This window comes from Kitasatospora sp. NPDC023385 (assembly GCF_055664045.1).
The window spans coordinates 280,898-300,591 of record NZ_JBVOOL010000003.1 but is presented as its reverse complement, the minus strand read 5'-3'; the positions used below and the strand labels follow the sequence as shown (position 1 = coordinate 300,591).

20 protein-coding genes are annotated in these 19,694 nt (G+C 72.7%); 14 read left to right on the top strand and 6 right to left on the bottom strand.

Translation table 11 applies throughout. The features are described 5' to 3' along the window. Positions 1-10: 10 nt before the first annotated feature. The 6 genes from AC0B61_RS07335 to AC0B61_RS07310 all read left to right on the top strand — a co-directional run bounded on the left by AC0B61_RS07335 (position 11) and on the right by AC0B61_RS07310 (position 5,773). The gene (locus tag AC0B61_RS07335; protein ID WP_471739625.1) at positions 11-1,162 is read left to right on the top strand and encodes an acyltransferase family protein; all 1,152 of its coding nucleotides are present in this window, start codon (positions 11-13) and stop codon (positions 1,160-1,162) included. Between the two features lie 122 nt (positions 1,163-1,284). Then, positions 1,285-2,544: a sensor histidine kinase gene (locus AC0B61_RS07330; protein ID WP_471739624.1), complete on the top strand. Its 1,260-nt coding sequence runs from the start codon at positions 1,285-1,287 to the stop codon at positions 2,542-2,544. Positions 2,545-2,603: 59 nt separating this feature from the next. Next, entirely contained in the window at positions 2,604-3,017 is a 414-nt protein-coding gene (locus tag AC0B61_RS07325; protein WP_471739623.1) for a hypothetical protein, read from the top strand. 32 nt (positions 3,018-3,049) lie between these two features. Then, a complete protein-coding gene (locus AC0B61_RS07320) occupies positions 3,050-3,952 on the top strand; it encodes an ABC transporter ATP-binding protein (RefSeq protein WP_471739622.1) in 903 nt (300 codons plus the stop codon). Then, complete coding sequence (locus AC0B61_RS07315) at positions 3,949-5,571, top strand: ABC transporter permease (protein ID WP_471739621.1); 1,623 nt, start codon at positions 3,949-3,951, stop codon at positions 5,569-5,571. The genes AC0B61_RS07320 and AC0B61_RS07315 overlap by 4 nt, the downstream gene beginning before the upstream one ends. 10 nt (positions 5,572-5,581) lie before the next feature. After that, complete coding sequence (locus AC0B61_RS07310) at positions 5,582-5,773, top strand: hypothetical protein (protein WP_471739620.1); 192 nt, start codon at positions 5,582-5,584, stop codon at positions 5,771-5,773. 188 nt (positions 5,774-5,961) lie between these two features. Here the strand turns inward: AC0B61_RS07310 and AC0B61_RS07305 are convergent, their stop codons facing one another. Beyond that, complete coding sequence (locus tag AC0B61_RS07305; RefSeq protein ID WP_471739619.1) at positions 5,962-6,594, bottom strand: hypothetical protein; 633 nt, start codon at positions 6,592-6,594, stop codon at positions 5,962-5,964. Positions 6,595-6,884: 290 nt separating this feature from the next. Here AC0B61_RS07305 and hemL point away from each other — a divergent pair, with 290 nt between their 5' ends. From hemL to AC0B61_RS07270, 7 genes are all read left to right on the top strand, one after another. Beyond that, positions 6,885-8,213 (top strand): glutamate-1-semialdehyde 2,1-aminomutase, encoded by a 1,329-nt coding sequence (gene hemL, locus AC0B61_RS07300; RefSeq protein ID WP_471739618.1) that lies wholly within the window; start codon positions 6,885-6,887, stop codon positions 8,211-8,213. A 62-nt stretch (positions 8,214-8,275) separates the two neighbouring features. Next, the gene (locus AC0B61_RS07295; protein WP_471739792.1) at positions 8,276-8,926 is read left to right on the top strand and encodes a histidine phosphatase family protein; all 651 of its coding nucleotides are present in this window, start codon (positions 8,276-8,278) and stop codon (positions 8,924-8,926) included. 153 nt (positions 8,927-9,079) lie between these two features. Continuing rightward, the gene (locus tag AC0B61_RS07290; RefSeq protein WP_471739617.1) at positions 9,080-9,694 is read left to right on the top strand and encodes a TlpA family protein disulfide reductase; all 615 of its coding nucleotides are present in this window, start codon (positions 9,080-9,082) and stop codon (positions 9,692-9,694) included. Further along, positions 9,691-10,500, top strand: coding sequence for a cytochrome c biogenesis CcdA family protein (locus tag AC0B61_RS07285; RefSeq protein WP_471739616.1), 810 nt, complete (start codon positions 9,691-9,693; stop codon positions 10,498-10,500). The genes AC0B61_RS07290 and AC0B61_RS07285 overlap by 4 nt, the downstream gene beginning before the upstream one ends. A 2-nt stretch (positions 10,501-10,502) precedes the next feature. Next, positions 10,503-12,314: a cytochrome c biogenesis protein ResB gene (gene resB, locus AC0B61_RS07280; protein WP_471739615.1), complete on the top strand. Its 1,812-nt coding sequence runs from the start codon at positions 10,503-10,505 to the stop codon at positions 12,312-12,314. Positions 12,315-12,317: 3 nt separating this feature from the next. Beyond that, entirely contained in the window at positions 12,318-13,448 is a 1,131-nt protein-coding gene (gene ccsB / locus AC0B61_RS07275; protein ID WP_471739614.1) for a c-type cytochrome biogenesis protein CcsB, read from the top strand. Between the two features lie 121 nt (positions 13,449-13,569). Next, the gene (locus AC0B61_RS07270; protein WP_471739613.1) at positions 13,570-13,980 is read left to right on the top strand and encodes a hypothetical protein; all 411 of its coding nucleotides are present in this window, start codon (positions 13,570-13,572) and stop codon (positions 13,978-13,980) included. A 17-nt stretch (positions 13,981-13,997) separates the two neighbouring features. Here AC0B61_RS07270 and AC0B61_RS07265 read toward each other — a convergent pair whose 3' ends face one another. Next, on the bottom strand, positions 13,998-15,098 hold the full coding sequence (locus AC0B61_RS07265) for a ScbA/BarX family gamma-butyrolactone biosynthesis protein (RefSeq protein WP_471739612.1): 1,101 nt from the start codon (positions 15,096-15,098) through the stop codon (positions 13,998-14,000). Between the two features lie 348 nt (positions 15,099-15,446). Between AC0B61_RS07265 and AC0B61_RS07260 the strand changes: the two genes are divergently transcribed. Further along, positions 15,447-16,073, top strand: a complete 627-nt coding sequence (locus AC0B61_RS07260) for a ScbR family autoregulator-binding transcription factor (protein ID WP_471739611.1) — start codon at positions 15,447-15,449, stop codon at positions 16,071-16,073. 18 nt (positions 16,074-16,091) lie between these two features. Here the strand turns inward: AC0B61_RS07260 and AC0B61_RS07255 are convergent, their stop codons facing one another. The 4 genes from AC0B61_RS07255 to AC0B61_RS07240 form a co-directional block, all read right to left on the bottom strand. Next, entirely contained in the window at positions 16,092-16,706 is a 615-nt protein-coding gene (locus AC0B61_RS07255) for a ScbR family autoregulator-binding transcription factor (protein WP_471739610.1), read from the bottom strand. 180 nt (positions 16,707-16,886) lie between these two features. Next, positions 16,887-17,096 carry an acyl-CoA carboxylase subunit epsilon gene (locus tag AC0B61_RS07250; RefSeq protein WP_471739609.1) on the bottom strand — a complete coding sequence of 70 codons (210 nt, stop codon included), beginning with the start codon at positions 17,094-17,096 and terminating at the stop codon, positions 16,887-16,889. A 73-nt stretch (positions 17,097-17,169) separates the two neighbouring features. Further along, positions 17,170-18,771: an acyl-CoA carboxylase subunit beta gene (locus tag AC0B61_RS07245; RefSeq protein WP_471739608.1), complete on the bottom strand. Its 1,602-nt coding sequence runs from the start codon at positions 18,769-18,771 to the stop codon at positions 17,170-17,172. A gap of 480 nt (positions 18,772-19,251) precedes the next feature. Beyond that, the gene (locus AC0B61_RS07240; protein ID WP_471739607.1) at positions 19,252-19,674 is read right to left on the bottom strand and encodes a PLD nuclease N-terminal domain-containing protein; all 423 of its coding nucleotides are present in this window, start codon (positions 19,672-19,674) and stop codon (positions 19,252-19,254) included. Positions 19,675-19,694 lie beyond the last annotated feature (20 nt).

Sequence of the window (19,694 nt, the reverse complement as noted above, 5' to 3'; positions counted from 1 at the left end):
AAGGCATCCCATGCGCAATCGAGAAAAAGGCATCCGACTGGATTCGCTGACCGGCCTCCGGTTCCTCGCGATGATTCCGGTCTTCCTCTTCCACAGTTCACTGGAAGGAATCTTCACCGACACCCAGGCGGACTGGGACTTCCTGAACGGCGTCGGCACCTCCGGGCACGTCGCGGTCTCGTACTTCTTCGTCCTCAGCGGCTTCGTGCTCACCTGGGGGTACCGCCCGACCGACCGCGCCCGGAGATTCTGGCGCAGGCGGCTGTTCAGAGTGTTCCCCAGCCACCTGGTCGCCCTGGTCGCGGTGATCCTGCTGATCAGCCACTACGGCGACCTGCCCGACTGGAAGGGGCTCGGCGCCCAGGCCCTGCTGCTCCAGGCCTGGATACCCGACCCCGCCTACTTCGACATCGGCAACTCCGTCACCTGGTCCCTCTCGGTGGACCTGGCCGTCTACGCGCTCTTCCCGCTGCTGTACCGGCTGGTCGAGCGGATCCGGCCGGGTCGGCTCTGGGCCTGGGCCGGCGCCTGCGTGCTGGTCGTCGCCCTGGTGCCGGCGGTGGCCCAGAACTTCGTCCACGACGACCGGCCGATGCCCCTCTTCGGGGTGTCGATCGGCCAGTACTGGCTGGTGTACTTCTTCCCGCTGGCCCGCCTGGCGGAGTGCCTGATCGGCATGATGCTGGCGCGGATCGTCCTGACCGGCCGCTGGATCGACTGGATGCGGCCGTACGTGGCCGCTCCGCTCGTGGTGGCCGGCTACTGGATCGGACAGCAACTGCCCTACCTGTACCGGACGAGCGCCGCCACCGTGATTCCGGTCGCTCTGCTCACCGCCTCCCTCGCCGTCGCCGACACGGCCGGCCGGCGCACGGTGCTGAACCACCGCCTCGTCGTCCGGCTCGGCGAACTCTCCTTCGCCTTCTACCTGTTGCACAACCCGGTGCTCAAGTACGGGCACCTGGCCCTGGGCACCGTCGAGAAGGACGGCGACCTGGTCGGCCGCAGCTACGGCATGACGGCCGGCATCGCACTCCTCGCCGCCGCCTTCCTGCTGTCGCTGCTGCTGGCCTGGGTGATGAACGTCCTGGTGGAGCGGCCGGTCATGCGCCGCTGGTCCAGGCCCTGGGCCGTACCGGCGCCGGCACCGACCCCGGCGTGACCGCCCGTCAGGCCATTGTGCCGTGCGCACGCGTCCGAAAGATCTGTCGAATGGCAGATGTCTGATCGGCGGTCATCTGCATGGGGCCGCGCCGGCCGTACGCCGTGCGTAGGCTCGGCCCCGTGCAGACCGAACTGATGCCTGACTCGCACCGCCGCCGCACGGTGTGCGCGACGGCGACGATCCTGGTCGCCGCTCCGGCGGCGATCGCCCCGCCGAGCGCCTGGGCGGTGGCCCTCGTCGCCGTCCTGGCGATGGCGGTCGCGATCCTGCGCCGACCGCTGGGACCGGTCTCCCCGGTCCTGGCGGCCGGCCTGGTCGCGGCGCTGTCGATCGCCGTCGACATCGGCTACCCCGGGCAGCAGGGGCTCGTACTGCCGTGGCTCCCGTTCGAGTTCGGGTCCGTGCTGGTGCTGGTCGGCGGGGTGATCCGGCGGGCGGACGTCCGCCGGGCGGCGCTGGTCGGCTCGGCGCTGGCCCTGGCGCTGATGGCGCTCCCGCTGCGCTTCACCCTCCGGCTGCCCCAGGCCGTGCTCGGCCCGTCCGTGGTCGCCGTCGCCTTGGCGATGTTCCCGGCCGCCTGCGCCGTCGGCGTCGGGCTCTACCTGCGGGCGAACGACGACCGCCGCGCCCGCGCGGTGCAGCGGGCCCGCCGGGAGCAGCGGCTCGAAGTGGCCAGGGACCTCCACGACTTCGTCGCCCACGAGGTGACCGGCATCCTGCTGGAGGTACAGGCGGCCCAGGTCGGGGTGTACGACGAGGAGCAGACCAGGGAACTCCTGGGCCGGCTGGAGGCGGCCGGGCTGCGGGCGCTGGACTCGATGGACCACACCCTGCAGACACTGCGCGACCCGGAGGCGCCGACCGCCGCCGAACCGCCCCCGACCAGGGTCCACGGCCTCGCCGACCTGCCCGAGCTGGTCGACCGCTTCCTGGCCTCCGGCCAGGTCGGCGGCGCCCTCGACCTGGAGCCGGGCCTGGCCGGGACGGCGCCGCGGGAGATCGAGGACGCCGCCTACCGGGTCGTCCTGGAGGCGCTGACCAACATCCGCCGGCACGCCCCGGGCGCCGGCCGGCTGGCGGTCGAGGTGGCCCGCATCCACGGCCCCGCCCTGCGGGTCACCGTCACCGACAGCGGACGGCAGGGCGGCTCCGGCGGCCTGGCCCGCCGCCCCGGTGGCGGCGGCACCGGCCTGGCCGCCCTGGCCGAGCGGATCACCGCCCTCGGCGGCGACCTGTCCGCCGGCCCGCACGACGGGGGCTGGCGGGTCTGCGGCGTGCTGCCGCTGCGCCCCGACCCGGCCGCCCCGGACGGCCCCGCCCTGAACGCCTCGGACGGCCCGGACGGCCCCGGCCGGTCGGCCCGGCCGGCGCCGAAATAGCGGCAATATCTGCCGAACGGCAGATGGCAGCGGGCCGCGGATCGACGAAGCTCTCAACCGTGCCCAATCCCAGCCTCTCGGAGGACCCGGTGGTCTCGCGCAAGAAAGCCGTACCCGCCCTGCTCGCCCTCGCCGTCGCCGCCCTCGTTCCGCTGACCGGCTGCGCCAACGCCGGGGACAGCACGCCCGAGGACAAGACCTTCGAGTTCAGCGCCAAGTCCCTGAACGTCTCGTCGCACGGCATCCCCACCGACCTCGTCCCGGCCGACCGCAAGGACGTCAAGGTCACCCGCTGGTTCGACAAGGGCTCCAAGGTGGGTGACGCCAAGGAGGTCTGGAAGCTGGAGAACGGAACGCTCGAACTCCAGGCGCAGTGCACCGGCTTGGCGAACTGTGACGCCAAGTTCCGGGTCGAGGTCCCGCGCGGCGTCGCCGTGACGCGCGACGGCAAAGAGACGGACCTGAAGGGCTGAGGCCGGCCGGTCCGACGGGGAAGAAGATGACAATGCTCGAACTGATCGACATCACCAAGGTGTACAAGGGCGGCAAGCGCGCCGTCGACGACATGACGATGCACCTGAACCCGGGCATGCTGGGCCTGTTGGGGCCCAACGGCGCCGGCAAGTCCTCGCTGATGCGGATCGTGTCCACGGTCACCAAGCCCACGAGCGGCCAGGTCCGTTACGAGGGCACCGACGTGGTCGCCAACCCGGACCGCCTGCGGCGCGAACTCGGCTACCTGCCGCAGGACTTCGGGGTCTACCCGAACCTGACCTCGCGGGAGTTCCTGTCCTACCTGGCGGCGGCCAAGGGCCTCTCCGCGCGCTCCGCCCGGGCCCGGATCGACGAGCTGATCCAGCTGGTGAACCTCACCGAGGCGGTCAAGCGCCCGCTCGGCAAGTACTCCGGCGGCATGCTCCGCCGGGTCGGCATCGCCCAGGCCCTGCTGGCCGACCCCAAGGTGATCGTGGTCGACGAGCCGACGGCCGGCCTCGACCCGGAGGAGCGGGTGCGCTTCCGCAACCTGCTCAGCGACCTCGCGGCCGACCGGGTGGTGATGCTCTCCACCCACATCGTCTCCGACGTCGAGTCGGTCGCTTCCGACATCGCCGTGGTCGCCCAGGGCCGGCTGTTGCGCCGGGGCGCGCCCGACGAGCTGCTCCGGGAGATCGACGGGCAGGTCTGGGAGGTCATGGTCGCCCCCGCCGAGGTGCCGACCGTGCAGGCCCGGCACGTGGTCAGCCGCATGGTGCGGACCGCGAACGGGGTGCGGCTGCGGGTGCTCGCCGCCACCCCGCCCACCCGGGACGCGGTCCGGGTCTCGCCCGACCTCGAGGACGCCTACCTGGGGATCATCCACCGGCCCGCCGAGCGGACTCCGGCCGAGCAGCAGGCGGTGCGGTGGTGAACGCGCGCCTCCTCGCCGGGCTGGCGGTCGGCGACTTCCGCGACCGGGTGCGCCGACCGGCCTACGCGGTGACCCTGCTGGCCGCGATCGGCCTCGGCTACCTGGCCGTCCCGAACGTGGACAGCACCTGGGCGATCATGGACGTCGGCGGCAACCGGGGCGTCTACAACAGCGCCTACGTCGGTGCGGTCACCGCCCTCGCCGGGGCGCTCTGGCTCACCTTCGGCGGCTTCTACGTGGTGCGCAGCGGCATCGCGCGGGACGAGACCAGCCGGGTCGGCCAGATCCTGGCCGCCACCCCGCTGCGGACGTCGAGCTACCTGCTCGCCAAGTTCCTGAGCAACCTGCTGGTGCTCGCCTCGATGACCGGCGTGCTGGCGGTCACCGCCCTGGTGATGCAGCTGGCCCGCGGCGAGAACCGCTCGGTCGACCCGGTCGCCCTGGTCGAGCCGTTCGTGCTGCTCTCGCTGCCGCTGATGGCGCTGACCGCCGCTGCCGCGATCCTGTTCGAGACGGTGCCGCTGCTGCGGGCCGGCTTCGGGAACGTGGTCTGGTTCGTCCTGGCCCTGGTGATCTCGATCGGCGGCCAGTCCGGCTCCGCCCCGTTCGGCGGCCTCGGTGTGCACCAGGTCGCGCAGTCGATGAACGCGGCGCTGGGGGACCAGCACGTGCAGTCCGGCGGGGGCGGGTTCAGCCTCGGCCTGACCAAGGTGAGCAAGCCGCTGGGCACCTTCGTCTGGGACGGCTTCGACCCGTCCGGCGGCTTCGTCCTCGGCCGGGTGGTGCTGGTCCTGCTGGCCTGCGCCGTCGCCCTGCTGCCGACGCTCTGGTTCGGCCGGTTCGACCCGGCCCGCGCGGCCGGGTCGCTGGTCCCGGCCAAGGCCGGCGCGGGCGGCGAGTCCGCCTCCCCGGCGGTCGAGCCCTTCGGCACCGCCGTGCCGGAGCCGGCCCCGGCCACCACGTGGTCCACCGCTCCGGGTGAGCTCCCGCAGACCGAGCCGACCCGGGCCGCGGCCTTCGGGCGCCTGCTGGCCGGCGAGGTCCGGATCCTGCTGCAGGGCGTCTCGCCCTGGTGGTGGGCGGTGGCCGGCGCGCTCACCGTGGCCGGCTTCGCACTGCCGATGGACACCGTGACCGGCATGCTGCTGCCCGGCGTGTGGCTGTGGCCGGTGCTGATCTGGTCGAGGCTGGGCAGCCAGCAGGTCGAGAACGGCCTGGAGGTGCTGCTGGGCGCCTACCCGACGGCCCGGCGCAGGCTGCTGGCCGAGTGGGCGTCCGGGCTGGTGCTCACCGCGGCGATGGGCGTCGCCCCGCTGGTGCGGATGCTGGCGGCGGGTGACGGCCCGGGCGTGGCCTGCTGGATCGGCGGCGTGCTGTTCATCCCGTCGCTCGCCATGTCGCTGGGCGTGCTGAGCCGCACCCACCGGGTCTTCCAGGCGATCTACCTGCCGATCTGGTACGTCCTCGTCAACAACGTGGCGGCGCTGGACTTCATGGGCGCGGTCCGGGTGGACGGCAAGCCGGCCGGTCCCAGCCCGCTGCTGATCACGGCACTGTCCGCGGCGATGCTCGCGGTGGTGTTCCTGGTGGGATCGGCCCGGCGGAACGTCAAGGGATAGCCGGTAGCCGATGACCGAGCCGGAGGAGTACGGCATGTGCGAGGCACACACCCGACGCATCGCTCGACTGGAGTCCGAGATCGAGGAACTCCGTTCGGCCAACGAGGTGCTGAGACGGGTCGCCGAGTTCCTCGCCGACCGGCCGTACCACTCCACTGTGGTCGACCTCGGCCGCGCGCCCCGGTGGGGCGCCCCCCGCTGACCGGACACCTGATGCCACCGGCGGAGCCCGCCCAGGGCTCCGCCGGTCAGGCCGCCGCCCTCGCGAACCCCCGCGCGAGGGCGGCGGCCTTTCCCGTGCGGCGCTCTTTCCCTTACGGCGGCTGCCTCCAGCCGGCCTGACCTCCCGCCGGGATCCGACGGAAGGTCAGGAACGGTACGGCGCGGGGGTCAGGGCCAGACCAGGCAGTACAGCTGGTGCCCGGCCTCGTGCAGCCGGTTGGCGAAGTCCTGCCACTCGTGCAGCATGCTGTAGATCACGAAGGCGTCCCTCGGGCCGCGCCGGTCCGGGACGGTGGACCAGATGAAGGCGGCGGCGCCCAGCTCGGTCTCGTCGGCCTTGCGGAGCGGTTCGACGACGTTCTGGGGGAGCTGGACGACGGCGTAGTCCGGGTGCAGCACCACGAGTTCCAGCGGTGGCACCTGGTGCAGCGGGACGCCCTGGATGCCGGTGAGGACCATGGCGCTCATGGTCTCCGGCTTGATCTTGGTGGAGAGGTGGCCGGTGGGGGAGCCGCTGGTCTCCATCAGGTCGCCGAGCCGCCCCAGCGAGCCGAGCTCCCCGGCGTCCAGGCCGAGCCCGCCCGGGCCGAGCGCGGTGGGAACTCTGGCGGCGGTCGCGCGGTCGGGGGCGCCGAAGTACTTGTAGGTCACCCCCACGCGTCCCTCACCCCGCCTCTCACCGCCGCGACGACCACGGCCCGTACCCGCTCCCGTACCCCCGCGTGCGGTCTCGGCGGGCCTGCGGGGGGAGCCCCCCGCGGCCTCGTCGTAGCCGTCCTGCGCCTCGGACACTCGGACCATCCTCACCGGAATTCGCCGGAATCGACAGACCCCCGCACGTCCGGCGTCCCTCCGGACGTGCTCCTTACCCGTCATGCGCCGCCGTACCCACTCTCGGTACGCGGCAGTCCTCTCCACACCCCTGCACACAACCGGAGCGCTCGCGCACCCTGTGTCCACAGTCTGACTGGTCCGTCCCGCGGAGCAGTCGGCGGCCCCCGTCCGTACGGACTGTACAGACAACGGTGCCCGGATCATCGTTCCAGATGATCGGGTCCGACATGCAGAGCACAAGGACACGATTTGAGACCATGTCCTTTGTGAGCTACCCCTACGAAGCCCCCCAGTCCCAGTCGCTGTTCGACCGCGCCAGTGTGGTGACGCCCGGCGGCGTCAACTCTCCGGTGCGCGCCTTCCGCGCGGTCGGCGGTACGCCGCGCTTCATGGTGTCCGGCACCGGCCCCTACCTCACCGACGCCGACGGCCGCGAATACGTCGACCTGGTGTGCTCGTGGGGTCCGATGATCCTCGGCCACGCCCACCCTGCGGTGATCGACGCCGTCCAGCGGGCCGTCGCCCACGGCACCTCGTTCGGCACGCCCGGCCAGGGCGAGGTCGAGCTGGCCGAGGAGATCGTCGCCCGGGTCGCCCCGGTCGAGCAGGTCCGCCTGGTCTCCTCCGGCACCGAGGCCACCATGTCCGCGATCCGCCTGGCCCGCGGCTTCACCGGCCGGGCGAAGGTGGTGAAGTTCGCCGGCTGCTACCACGGCCACGTGGACGCCCTGCTGGCCGCCGCCGGCTCCGGCGTGGCCACCTTCGGCCTGCCGGACACCCCCGGCGTCACCGGCGCCCAGGCCGGCGACACCATCGTGCTGCCGTACAACGACCTGGCCGCCGTCGAGCAGGCCTTCGCGGCCAACCCGGGCGAGATCGCCTGCGTGATCACCGAGGCCTCGCCCGGCAACATGGGCGTCGTCCCGCCGCTGCCCGGCTTCAACGCGGGCCTGGCCCGGCTCTGCCGGGACAACGGCGCGCTGTTCGTCTCCGACGAGGTGATGACGGGCTTCCGCGTCTCCAGGGCCGGCTGGTACGGCCTGGAGGCGGCGAACGAGGGCTGGGCGCCGGACCTGCTGACCTTCGGCAAGGTCATGGGCGGCGGCTTCCCGGCCGCCGCCTTCGGCGGCCGCGCCGACGTGATGGCGCACCTGGCCCCGGCCGGCCCGGTCTACCAGGCCGGCACCCTGTCCGGGAACCCGGTCGCCACCGCGGCCGGCCTGGCCCAGCTGCGCGGCTGCACCGACGAGGTGTACGCGACGGTGGACGGGGTCGCCGCCGAGGTCTCCGGCCTGGTCACCGAGGCGCTCGCCAAGGAGGGCGTGGCGCACCGGCTGCAGACCGCCGGGAACATGTTCTCGGTGTTCTTCACCGAGTCCCCGGTCACCGACTACGACCAGGCGAAGACCCAGGAGGCGTTCCGCTTCACCGCCTTCTTCCACGCGATGCTGGCCGAGGGCGTCTACCTGCCGCCGTCCGCCTTCGAGTCCTGGTTCGTCTCGGCGGCCCACGACGAGCGGGCGATCGAGCGGATCGCCGCCGCCCTGCCGGCCGCCGCGCGCGCCGCTGCCGCCGCCACGGCCTAGCCGACCCCGAGCCCCAGGAGTACTGAGAAGTGAGCGCCAACGAGATCACCGTCGTCCACGTCATGCGGCACGGTGAGGTGCACAACCCGGAGGGCGTGCTCTACGGGCGCCTGCCGGACTACCACCTGTCCGACCTGGGCCGGCGGATGGCCGACCGGGTGGCCGAGGACCTGGCCGACCGGGACATCACCCACGTGGTGGCCTCGCCGCTGGAGCGGGCGCAGGAGACCGCCGAGCCGATCGCCAAGGCGCACGGCCTGGACGTCGCGCGGGACGCGCGGCTGATCGAGGCGGAGAACGTCTTCGAGGGCAAGACCTTCGGCGTCGGCGACGGCTCGCTGCGCAACCCGGGCTACTGGAAGTACCTGACCAACCCGTTCCGGCCGTCCTGGGGCGAGCCGTACCTCGACCAGGCGGTGCGGATGATGGGTGCGCTCGGCGCCGCCCGGGACGCCGCGCGCGGGCACGAGGCGGTGTGCGTCAGCCACCAGCTGCCGATCTGGACCGTCCGTTCCTTCGTCGAGCGCCGCCGGCTCTGGCACGACCCGCGCAAGCGGCAGTGCTCACTGGCCTCGCTGACCAGCTTCACCTTCGAGGGCGACCGGATCGTCTCGGTCGGCTACCGCGAGCCGGCCCGCGACCTGCTGCCCGCGCACCTGGTGGGCAAGGGCCGCAAGGGCGACAAGCCGGTGGGCAAGAGCTTCGGCGCCTGACCGTCGCCCCCCGCGCGTAAGCGGTGCGTAAGTATGACTTCGGGTCACCCGGCAAAGGCCGGGTGACCCGATTTCGTCCCAGGTCAGAGGGGGTGCGACGCGCAAGGCAGGACCCCCCCGAACCTGCCCGGAACTCCATGCGAAACTTTTCACATGTCTGCCATGGCGCGCCCCCGTCCCCGTGTCGCCGCAGCCGCCGCCACTGCCGCCGCCGCTGCGCTCGCCCTCACCGGATGCTCCTCCTCGGGTTCGTCGGGCGGCGGCGCGAGCCAGGTCGGCTTCGTCACGGTCAAGGGCACCAACCTGTCCACGGCGGACGCCGGGCAGCGCGGGGCCGCGCCGGACATCTCCGGGGAGACCCTGGAGGGCGCCCAGGCCAAGCTCTCGGACTACCGGGGCAAGGTCGTCGTGCTGAACGTCTGGGGCTCCTGGTGCGGGCCGTGCCGGGCCGAGGCGAAGAGCCTGCAGGCCGTCTCGGAGAAGTACAAGGACCAGGGCGTGCAGTTCCTCGGCATCAACACCCGGGACACCGAGAAGGACAACGCCGTCCGCTTCGAGCAGGAGAAGGGCGTCACCTACCCGAGCATCTTCGACCCGGCCGGCGCCCAGCTGCTCAAGTTCGCCAAGGGCAGCCTCAACCCGCAGTCCATCCCGACCACCCTGATCGTCGACCGCGACGGCAGGCTGGCCGCCCGCGCCGTCGGCGGCACCACCGAGGACGCGCTGGAGTCGATCCTGCAGCCGGTGGTCGCGGAGCAGAAGCAGTGAGCCTGCCACCCCTGCACGCGGCCGGACCCCTGCACGCCGCCGGACTCCAGCTCGCCGACACCACGTCGACCGTCCAGAGCGGCGCGCTGCTGGTCGCCGCCCCCGTCGCGCTGGTGGCGGGCCTGGCGTCGTTCTTCTCGCCCTGCGTGCTGCCGCTGGTCCCCGGCTACCTCTCGTACGTGACCGGGTTCTCCGCCGCCGACCTCGCCGACGCCCGCGGCACGCGGCGCGGCCGGATGCTGCTCGGCGTGCTGCTGTTCATCCTCGGCTTCACCGCCGTGTTCGTCTCCACCGGCGCGCTGTTCGGCTACTTCGGCCAGGAGCTGCAGGACTACAAGCGGACCATCGACATCGTGCTGGGCTCGCTCACCGTGGTGATGGGCCTGGCCTTCATGGGCCTGGTGCCCGGGCTGAGCATGCGCGAGGTCCGCTCGCACCGCCGCCCGGCCGTCGGCCTGCTGGGCGCCCCGGTGCTCGGGGTGGTCTTCGGCGTCGGCTGGACGCCCTGCATGGGCCCGACCCTGACCGCCGTGCAGAACCTCGCGCTCAACCAGGCCGACGCGCAGCGCGGCGCGCTGCTGACGACCTTCTACTGCCTGGGCCTCGGCGTACCGTTCGTCCTGGCCGCGGTGGCCTTCCGCCGGGCGCTGGGCGCCTTCGGGTGGGTCAAGCGCCACTACCCGCTCGTGATGCGGATCGGCGGCGGCATGCTCGTCGTGGTCGGTCTGCTGCTCGTCACCGGGGCCTGGGACGCCATGATGAGCCAACTGCAGTCCTGGACCGCCGACTTCCGGATCGGAATCTGACCGTGAGCAACACCACGACCGAGACCGAGCAGCCGCCGGCGCCGGAGGACAGCGCCGCCGAGCGCCTCAGCACCGCGCCGGTCGAGTCCGAAGGCCCGGCCGGCATGGGGCCGTTCGGCTGGGCGCGCTGGATGTGGCGCCAGCTGACCTCGATGCGGGTCGCCCTGATCCTGCTCTTCCTGCTCTCGCTGGCCGCCATCCCCGGCTCGCTGATCCCGCAGTACCAGAACGGCCAGGGCCAGCTGAAGGTCGAGGCCTGGAAGGCCCAGCACACCGCGGTCGCACCGGTCTACGAGAAGCTCCAGCTGTTCGACGTCTACAGCTCGGTCTGGTTCTCCGCGATCTACATCCTGCTGTTCGTCTCGCTGGCCGGCTGCATCGTCCCGCGCACCTGGCAGTTCGTCGGCGTGCTGCGCTCCCAGCCGCCGGCCGCGCCGCGCATCCTGACCCGGATGCCGGTGCACGCGGTCTGGCGCACCGAGGCGGACGTCGCCACGGTGCACGCCGCCGCGCACCGGCTGCTGCGCCGGCGCGGCTTCCGCGCCAACGTGTCCGGCGGCTCGGTGGCCGCCGAGAAGGGCTACCTGCGCGAGGTCGGCAACCTGCTCTTCCACCTGTCGCTGTTCGCACTGCTCGGCGGCTTCGCCTGGGCGAGCCTGGCCTCGGGCACGGGCGGCAAGCTGATGGTCGAGGGCGACGGCTACGCGAACACCATCACCCAGCTCGACGACTTCAACGGCACCCGGTTCTACGGCAACCAGGACCTCGACCCGTTCTACCTGAAGCTGGACGGCTTCACGTCCAAGTTCCAGACCAAGGGCGACCAGATCGGCGCCGCCCGGCAGTTCACCGCGAACGTCGAGTACGCCGCGGGCAGCGACACCTCGAAGCTGAAGAAGTCCACGATCGAGGTCAACCACCCGCTGGAGATCGGCGGCAGCAAGGTCTACCTGATCGGCCACGGCTACGCCCCGGTGGTCACCGTCCGCAACGGCAGGGGCGACGTCGTCTACCAGGGCGCCGTCCCCTTCCTGCCGCAGGACGCCAACCTGACCTCCACCGGCGTGGTGAACGTCTCCGACTACGGCGCCGGCCCCGACGGCACCAAGACCCAGCTGGGCTTCTCCGGCTTCTTCCTGCCGACCGCCCCGGTGAGCTTCGAGCGCACCGGCCCGGTCTCGCTGTTCCCCGGCGACGCCTCCCCCGAACTGGTGCTGAACGCCTTCGCGGGCGACCTCGGCACCGACTCCGGCCTGTCGCAGAACGTCTACCAGCTCAACACCCGCAAGCTCACCCAGCTGACCCAGGACGGCCAGCCGGCCAAGGCCCGGCTCAAGCCCGGCCAGGGCTGGACCCTGCCCGACGGCTACGGCTCCGTCACCTTCGAGGGCTACAAGCAGTGGGCCAGCTTCAACGTCACCCACCGCCCCGGCAACGAGATCGCCCTGGCCGGCGCCGTGCTGGCGATCCTCGGACTGATCGGCTCGCTGTTCATCCAGCGCCGCCGGATCTGGGTGCGGGCGGTGGCCCTGCCGGGCGGCGGCACCCAGGTGGAGCTGGCCGGCCTGGCCCGCAGCGAGTCGGCGAAGATCGCCGAGGAGCTCGCGGAACTCGCCGTGGACCTCCAGGACGACGCCCCCGCCTCCGACGACGACGTCCCCGCCCCCGCCTCTGACGAGGGCGCCCCCGCCTCCGACGAGGACGAGGACGACACCCCGGCTCCGGACGGCGGGGAAGCCGCCGCCGGATCCGACGACCCCGAGGCCGAAGCCTCAGCCCCCGCAGTCCCTGCCGACCAGAACTCCAAGGAGTAGACGGTGCAACTCGCCTCGGCGGTCGACCCACAGCTGGCCGACCTCTCCAACAAGCTGATCTATTCGGCGATGGTGGTCTACACGCTCGCCATGTTCGCCCACATGATCGAGTGGACCTTCGGCAGCAAGGGCGCCGTCGCCGTCCGCTCGAAGGAGCAGGCCGGCAGCCTGGCCGAGACCGTCGCGGCGGCCGGGAAGACGGCCGGGAAGAAGGTCACCGTCACGGTGGCGGCGGCCGGCGGCGGCACCACCACGCTCACCCGCACCGCGATCGCGGGCGAGGGCGCGACGGTGGTCACCAGCGGGCGCGGCTCCGACGAGGAGGACGGCCCCGGCGCGGCCGGTACCAGCCCGCGGGCGGACCTGGCCGGCCGGATCGCGGTCTCGCTCACGGTGCTGGCGCTGCTGCTGCACGGCGGCGGGATCGTCGCCCGCGGCCTGTCGGTGTCCCGCTGGCCGTGGGGCAACATGTACGAGTTCTCCTGCGCCTTCGCCTTCGCGATGGCCGCCGCGTACCTGGTGCTGCTGGCCGCGGGGAAGAAGGTCCGCTGGCTCGGCCTGCCGGTCGTGGTCGCGGTCCTGCTGACGCTCGGCATCGCCACCACGGTGCTGTACACCGACTCCGAGCAGCTCGTCCCGGCGCTGCACTCGCCGTGGCTGGCGATCCACGTGTCCACCGCGATCTTCTGCGGCGGCGCCTTCTACGCGGCGTTCATCGCCACGCTGCTGTACCTGGGCAAGGAGTCCTTCGAGAAGCGCACGGCGGCCGGCCTGACCACCGGGCCGCTGGGCACCTCGGCGTCCGTCTGGCGCCGCCTGCCCGCCGCGTCCACCTTCGACAAGCTGTCCTACCGGATCAACGCCCTGGTCTTCCCGCTGTGGACCTTCACCATCATCGCGGGCGCGATCTGGGCCGAGGCGGCGTGGGGCAAGTACTGGGAGTGGGATCCGAAGGAGACCTGGTCGTTCATCACCTGGGTCGCCTACGCCTGCTACCTGCACGCCCGGGCGACGGCCGGCTGGAAGGGCCGCAAGGCCGCGTACCTGGCGCTGGCGGCCTTCGCCTGCTGGCTCTTCAACTACTACGGCGTGAACATCTTCGTCACCGGCAAGCACTCGTACGCGGGGATCTGACCGGGGCGCGTTCACCCACCGGCCCGGCTCTCCGCAGAAGGTGGCCGGGCCGCGGCGTGACAGGGGTAGTCCGTGCCGGCCGCCGGCCGGTGCGAGAGGGAACCGAGGAGGAAATCGCGCAATGGAGTGCGACGAGGTCATGCTGACCGTCCGAATCACCGCCGCCGAGCGCATGCTGCTCCGCCGGCTCGCCCAGGGCCACCGGAGCGACGTCTCCGAGGTGGTGGCCGACGCTCTGCTGGACATCATCCCCACGCTCAGCGCGCCGGGGGACGCCTACCGGCTGCTGGGCGCGCTCGCGGTGCCCGCACCGTGCGCCCTGACGGTCTGGCTGCCGACCGCGCTGGCCGACCTGCTGGTGCCGGGCGCGGCCCGGATCGCCCAGCTCACCGACGTCCGGATCGAGTCGGCCAGCGCCGCCCTGGGCGCGGCGCTGCGGCTCTGGCTGGCCCAGGACCCGGTCAGGCTGGCGGCCAACCTCAGCGTGATGCACGCCGGGCGGCGGCCGTCATCGGCCCTGGTGGCCGCCTGACGGCCGGCGGATGCGGCTCAACTGGCCAGCGGCAGCCGGGTGCTGCCGAGGCCCGGGGCGGCGGGGTGGCCGTCGAGGGCGTCCCGCCGCGCCGGCACCGCCGGGCCCTCGGCGGGGCCGTCCAGCGGCCCGTCCAGCGGCTCGGTGAGGAGCAGGCACTCGGCCGCCGTCCGCCCGTCCTGGAGCAGTTGGACCCGGACGGGCAGCCGGCGGCCGTCCGCCGCGGGCTGGCGGACGGCCCGGACCAGGCAGGGCCGGTCCAGTTCTATGTAGTGGTCGAAGGAGGTCACCAGCTCGACGGGGACCACCGGTTCGGGGTGGCGCAGCCGCTGGGCGGCCTGCCGGGCGGCCTCCAGCACCAGCATCCCGGGCACGTGGTCCAGCTCGTGGTCGAACAGCACCGGGTGCGCGGCGTCGGCGCGCAGCACCCAGGTGTCCGGCCGCAGGGTCGGGCTGAGCACCACGTCGGCGGGCTGGGCGCGGCCGACGAGTTCGGGCGCGGTGGGGGACGGCGGCCGCAGCGGGGTGACGGCGTGCCGGCCGGGCCCGCGCAGCCGGGCGTACGAGTCGGGTGAGACCACCCGCAGCCGGCCCGAGCCGCGGCCGACGGGGCGGCCGTCCCGGGTGATCTCGGCGCTCACCCGCAGCGAGACCAGTCGGCCGTGCCGCATCCGGACGTCCTCGCAGCCGACGGCCAGCATCAGCGAGGCCGGGCCGGCGGTGACGGCCAGGCCGGGCAGCCCGGGGCCGCCGAGCGCGTAGGAGAGGTCCTCCATGACGAAGTGGTGGCCGCGGGGCACCCCGAACCCGGCGTGGCCGATCAGCAGTCCGGCCTGCCGGACGGTCTCGGCCAGCAGCACCGGGTCGTGGTAGCGGTCCCCGGGGAGCCGGTAGAAGCCGTGCAGCCGGGGCCACTGGGCGCCGAGCAGGAAGTCGTAGGGGCCGGTGGCCTGCCAGCCGGTGAGGAAGACCTCGGAGACCGAGGCGCGGTGCACCAGGTGCCGGGAGACGGTCCGGTCGTGGAAGTCGTAGCCGGTGCCGGTGCCGGTGCCGGTGCCGGTGCCCGGGCCGGGGTGGGCGTACAGGCCGAGGGGGCCCGGCTCTACGATCGATGGCATGACGGGCCCCGCTCCCAGGGTGTCGGTCGAGCGGCCGCCATGGACGCCCGAGCAGAACATACATACCACCCGGTTTGTGTTCGGCGACTGGGGTGCCCCGGCCGCACGGCCCGGCCCGTCCACGCTACCCGCCCCGTGGACTGGGGCAATGCCCTCACGGGAGACCGCAGACCTTGGGCGGGGGGCCGTCCCCGCTGGACGGCGGGGTCGAGCCAGGCGGTAGATTAGATACCAACCATGCGGTTTCGGTCGCAGCCGTCCGCATGCGAGCGCCGCTCCCCGTAGGGGGCGCGCCGACAGCAGCCGGGCGGGGCGGGGATCTCGCCCGGTCGAGGCCGGAGGGGGCCAGTGGTCAAGCAGGAACGGGCTGGGCGGACCCGGCAGGCCGTGCTGCTCGCCGCGGCGGAGACCTTCGCGCGGGTGGGCTTCGAGGCCGCCAGCCTGGTCGACATCAGCCGCCGGGCCGGGGTCAGCAAGGGCGCCCTCTACTTCCACTTCGTGTCCAAGCAGGCCCTCGCCGACGGGGTGCGCGGCGCCGCCGGGCGGGAGATCGGCTCGGCCGCGCTGCGCGCCCTGCGCGCCGACGGCCCGGCCCTCCAGGGCCTGATCGACTTCTCGCACGAGCTGGCCCGGATGCTGCGCGAGGACGTGGTGGTGCGGGCCGGTGTCCGGCTCGGCCGCCAGGGCCCGCGCCGGGACGACGCCCCGGGCGCCCCACCCGGCCCCGACGCCACCTGGCGCAGCCTCACCGCCGTCGTGCACCGGCTGCTGGACCGCGCCGCCGAGGCCGGTGAGCTGAGCCCCGGCGTGGACCGCGGCGCCGCCGCCGAGCTGCTCACCGCGGTGGCGGCGGGCCAGGTGCTGCTGGCGGGCGACGAGACCGACCGGCCGCGGCCGGAGGCGGTGCGCCGGGCCTGGACGGCCGCGCTGCCGGCCCTGGTGGCGGCGGAGCGCCGGGCCGACTACCGGGTCTGAGCCCCGGCGGCCGACGGCTCAGGAGGGGCGCTCGGCCACGCTCAGCCGGGCGAGCGCGTGCGGCTGGACCAGTCCGGGCAGCAGCAGCGTCCAGAGGTCGGCCATCCGCTGGATCAGGTCCTGGCGCCGGGTCAGCACCTGGGAGCTCAGCTGGATCCCGGTGACGGCCCCGGTGATCACTCCGGCGGCCGCGGCGAGGTCGATCCCCGGGTGGAGGTCCCCGGCGTCCCGGGCCTGCTCCAGCAGCTCGCGGACCAGGTCCATCCAGCCCTGGTAGGCCGCGATCTGCGGCTGGGTGAAGCTGCCGTGCTCGATCGTCAGCCGGATGCTGCCGCGCACCAGCGGGTCGTCCTGGAGGGCGCGGGCGAAGGCGTACGCGAGGTCGATCAGGTTCTGCACCGAACTGTCGGAGGCCGGCTGCCAGCCGGCGATCCAGGCGCCCTGCCCCTCGATGACGGCGAGCGCCAGCTCCTCCTTGGAACGGAAGTGGAAGTACAGCGCTCCCTTGGTGACGCCGGCGCGGTCCAGGATCTCGGACATCGTTGCGGCGGCGTAGCCCCGCTCGTCGAAGACCTCGGCCGCCGCGAGCAGTACCGTCTGGCGGGTCGCCAGCGCGCGGGCCTGCCTGGCCATCGCAGCCTCCCTGGAAAGTTCTGGTACCTCGGCAGCGGCCGATCCTATGGGGCCGACGGGGTGGCGGAGGCATACCGTCCGGTAGGCATCCTACCGAGCCGCCCGCGGGCGGTGCCGGGGAACGCCCGACGGCCGGTCACCCGAACGGGGTGACCGGCCGTCGGCGGAGGCCGTGGGCCGTCAGGCGGCCTGCTGCCAGCTGACCGGCGAGAAGTAGGCCGGGCGGCGCTCCAGGCGGTGCCAGGTGGCGATCGGCTCCATCGGCGCGGCGGCGGCGGCCTGCTGCACGGCGGCGGCGCGCGCCATCACGACGGCGGTCAGGGCGGCGAGTTCCTCGTCGGTGAGGCTGCCGCGGACGATGCGGACGAGGGGTTCGGCGGAAGCGGTCATGTCCTGGTTTCTCCCCCGGTGGCTGTGGTGTGAGGTGGTGCCCGGTACGGCTGCTGCGCTGTGGAGCGCGCCGCTACATCGGCGGGTTGCCGTGCTTGCGGCTGGGCAGGTCGGCGTGCTTGGTGCGGAGCATCGCCAGGGCGGAGGCGATGACCTGGCGGGTTTCGGCCGGGTCGATGACGTCGTCCACGAGGCCGCGCTCGGCCGCGTAGTACGGGTGCATCAGCTCGCTCTTGTATTCCTTGATCTTCTGGGCGCGCATGGCGTCCGGGTCCTCGGCGGCGTTGATCTCGCGCCGGAAGATGACGTTGGCCGCGCCCTCGGCGCCCATGACGGCGATCTCGTTGGTCGGCCAGGCGTAGGACAGGTCGGCGCCGATGGAGCGGGAGTCCATCACGATGTACGCGCCGCCGTAGGCCTTGCGCAGGATCAGCGAGATGCGCGGCACGGTGGCGTTGCAGTACGCGTACAGCAGCTTGGCGCCGTGGCGGATGATGCCGCCGTGCTCCTGGTCGACGCCGGGCAGGAAGCCGGGGACGTCGAGCAGGGTGACCAGCGGGATGTTGAAGGCGTCGCACATCTGGACGAAGCGCGCGGCCTTCTCGCTCGCGTTGATGTCCAGCACGCCGGCCAGCGACTGCGGCTGGTTGGCGATGATGCCGGTGACGTGGCCGTCGATCCGGGCGAGCACGCACAGCACGTTGGTGGCCCAGCGCTCGTGGACCTCCAGGTACTCGCCGTGGTCGACGATCTCCTCGATCACCTTGCGCATGTCGTACGGGCGGTTGCCGTCGGCGGGCACCAGGTCCAGCAGGCCGTCGTTGCGCCGCTCGACCGGGTCCTCGCTCATCACCGACGGCGGCATCTCGCGGTTGTTCTGCGGCAGCAGCGACAGGAGGTAGCGGACCTCCTCGATGCAGGACTGCTCGTCGTCGTAGATGAAGTGGGCGACACCGGAGACGCCGGCGTGCACGTCCGCGCCGCCGAGGCCGTTCTGGGTGATCTTCTCGCCGGTGACGGCCTGGACCACGTCCGGCCCGGTGATGAACATCTGCGAGGTCTCGCGGACCATGAACACGAAGTCGGTCAGCGCGGGGGAGTACGCGGCGCCGCCGGCGCACGGGCCGAGCATCACCGAGATCTGCGGGATGACGCCGGAGGCCTTGGTGTTGCGCTGGAAGATGCCGCCGTAGCCGGCGAGCGCGGTGACGCCCTCCTGGATGCGGGCGCCGGCGCCGTCGTTGAGCGAGACCAGCGGCGCACCGGCCGCGATGGCCATGTCCATGATCTTGTGGATCTTCTGCGCGTGGGCCTCGCCCAGCGCGCCGCCGAAGATCCGGAAGTCGTGCGCGTAGGTGAAGACGGTGCGGCCGTGGACGGTGCCCCAGCCGACGACGACGCCGTCGGTGTGCGGCTTCTTGGCCTCCAGGCCGAAGCCCTGGGCGCGGTGCCGGCGCAGCGGCTCGACCTCGCGGAAGGAGCCCTCGTCCAGCAGCAGCTCGATGCGCTCGCGGGCGGTCAGCTTGCCCTTGGCGTGCTGGGCCTCGGTGGCCTTGTCGCTGGGGCCGCGGCGGACCTTCTCGCGCAGCTCGTGCAGCTCGGCGACCCGACCGCGGGCGTCGGCCGGGACCTCGGGGACCTCGCCGTCGACCGGCGCCTCATGCACAACCGTCATCTCGAACCACTCCAAGGGTGAGGGAACTGTCCGACAGCCAACGTCTGCTGTGCCCCCGGCCGCGAATCACTTTCTTCACTTATGACTGTACGAGGGGCCGTGCGCTGGTTTCGGCGTCGATTCCGTACAAGGTCGGGTTCGTTTAGCTGTCAGGCCTGTACAGAAGCAGTCGCACCGGAGCCGGAGCGCTCGGTGATCGTTCGGATACCGGGGGTTGTCGGGCAGGTGATGGTCCGATGATCTGAGCATGAGGAAAAGCGCAGGTCAGGGCCTTCCCTCCGTAAGGTAGGCCGGTCCTCTGGAGCGCCGCTCAAGGTCCGCTCAAGCCGGGGCCCCAGTCGGCGGACATTCGTAGGAGAAGACCCGGAGTCGTAGGGAAGCGCCAAAAACGCCACAGCCCACCCGGGCGGGCCCGCGTGGGCTGTTGGAGGGAGCGCGCGAACCGCTCCGACCAGGGCCGCCCGGTCCTCCCGGCTCTGCTCAGCCCTTTCGGCCGTCCTCCGGCTCGTCCCGGTCGCGCAGCTCCCGCTCCCGGCGGCGCAGATCCGCCTCCCACTGCCTGAGCATGTCCTCGTGCGTGTTGTCGTCCTTCTTCAACGAGGCGAGGAACTCCGGATCGTCGTCCGGTGCCGTCGGGCGCCCGCCGCGTGCGGCCGGGTGCCCCGGGCCGGCGGCGGACGGGTGGCCGGGGTACCCGCCGGCGGTCGCGGTCCGCAGGAAGCCGCGCTGCCGGCCGGCGATCAGCCAGGCGATCGGGCCCAGCGGCGGGAAGAGCAGCACGATCAGCACCCACACCACCTTCGGCAGGTGCTTCACCTCGTCCTCGGGCGTGGTCAGGCAGTCGACGAACGCCCAGACCCAGAGCGCGAGCGGAAGGACGATGGTCAGCAGAATCCGCAACATGGCTGCGATCTCCCCCCAGC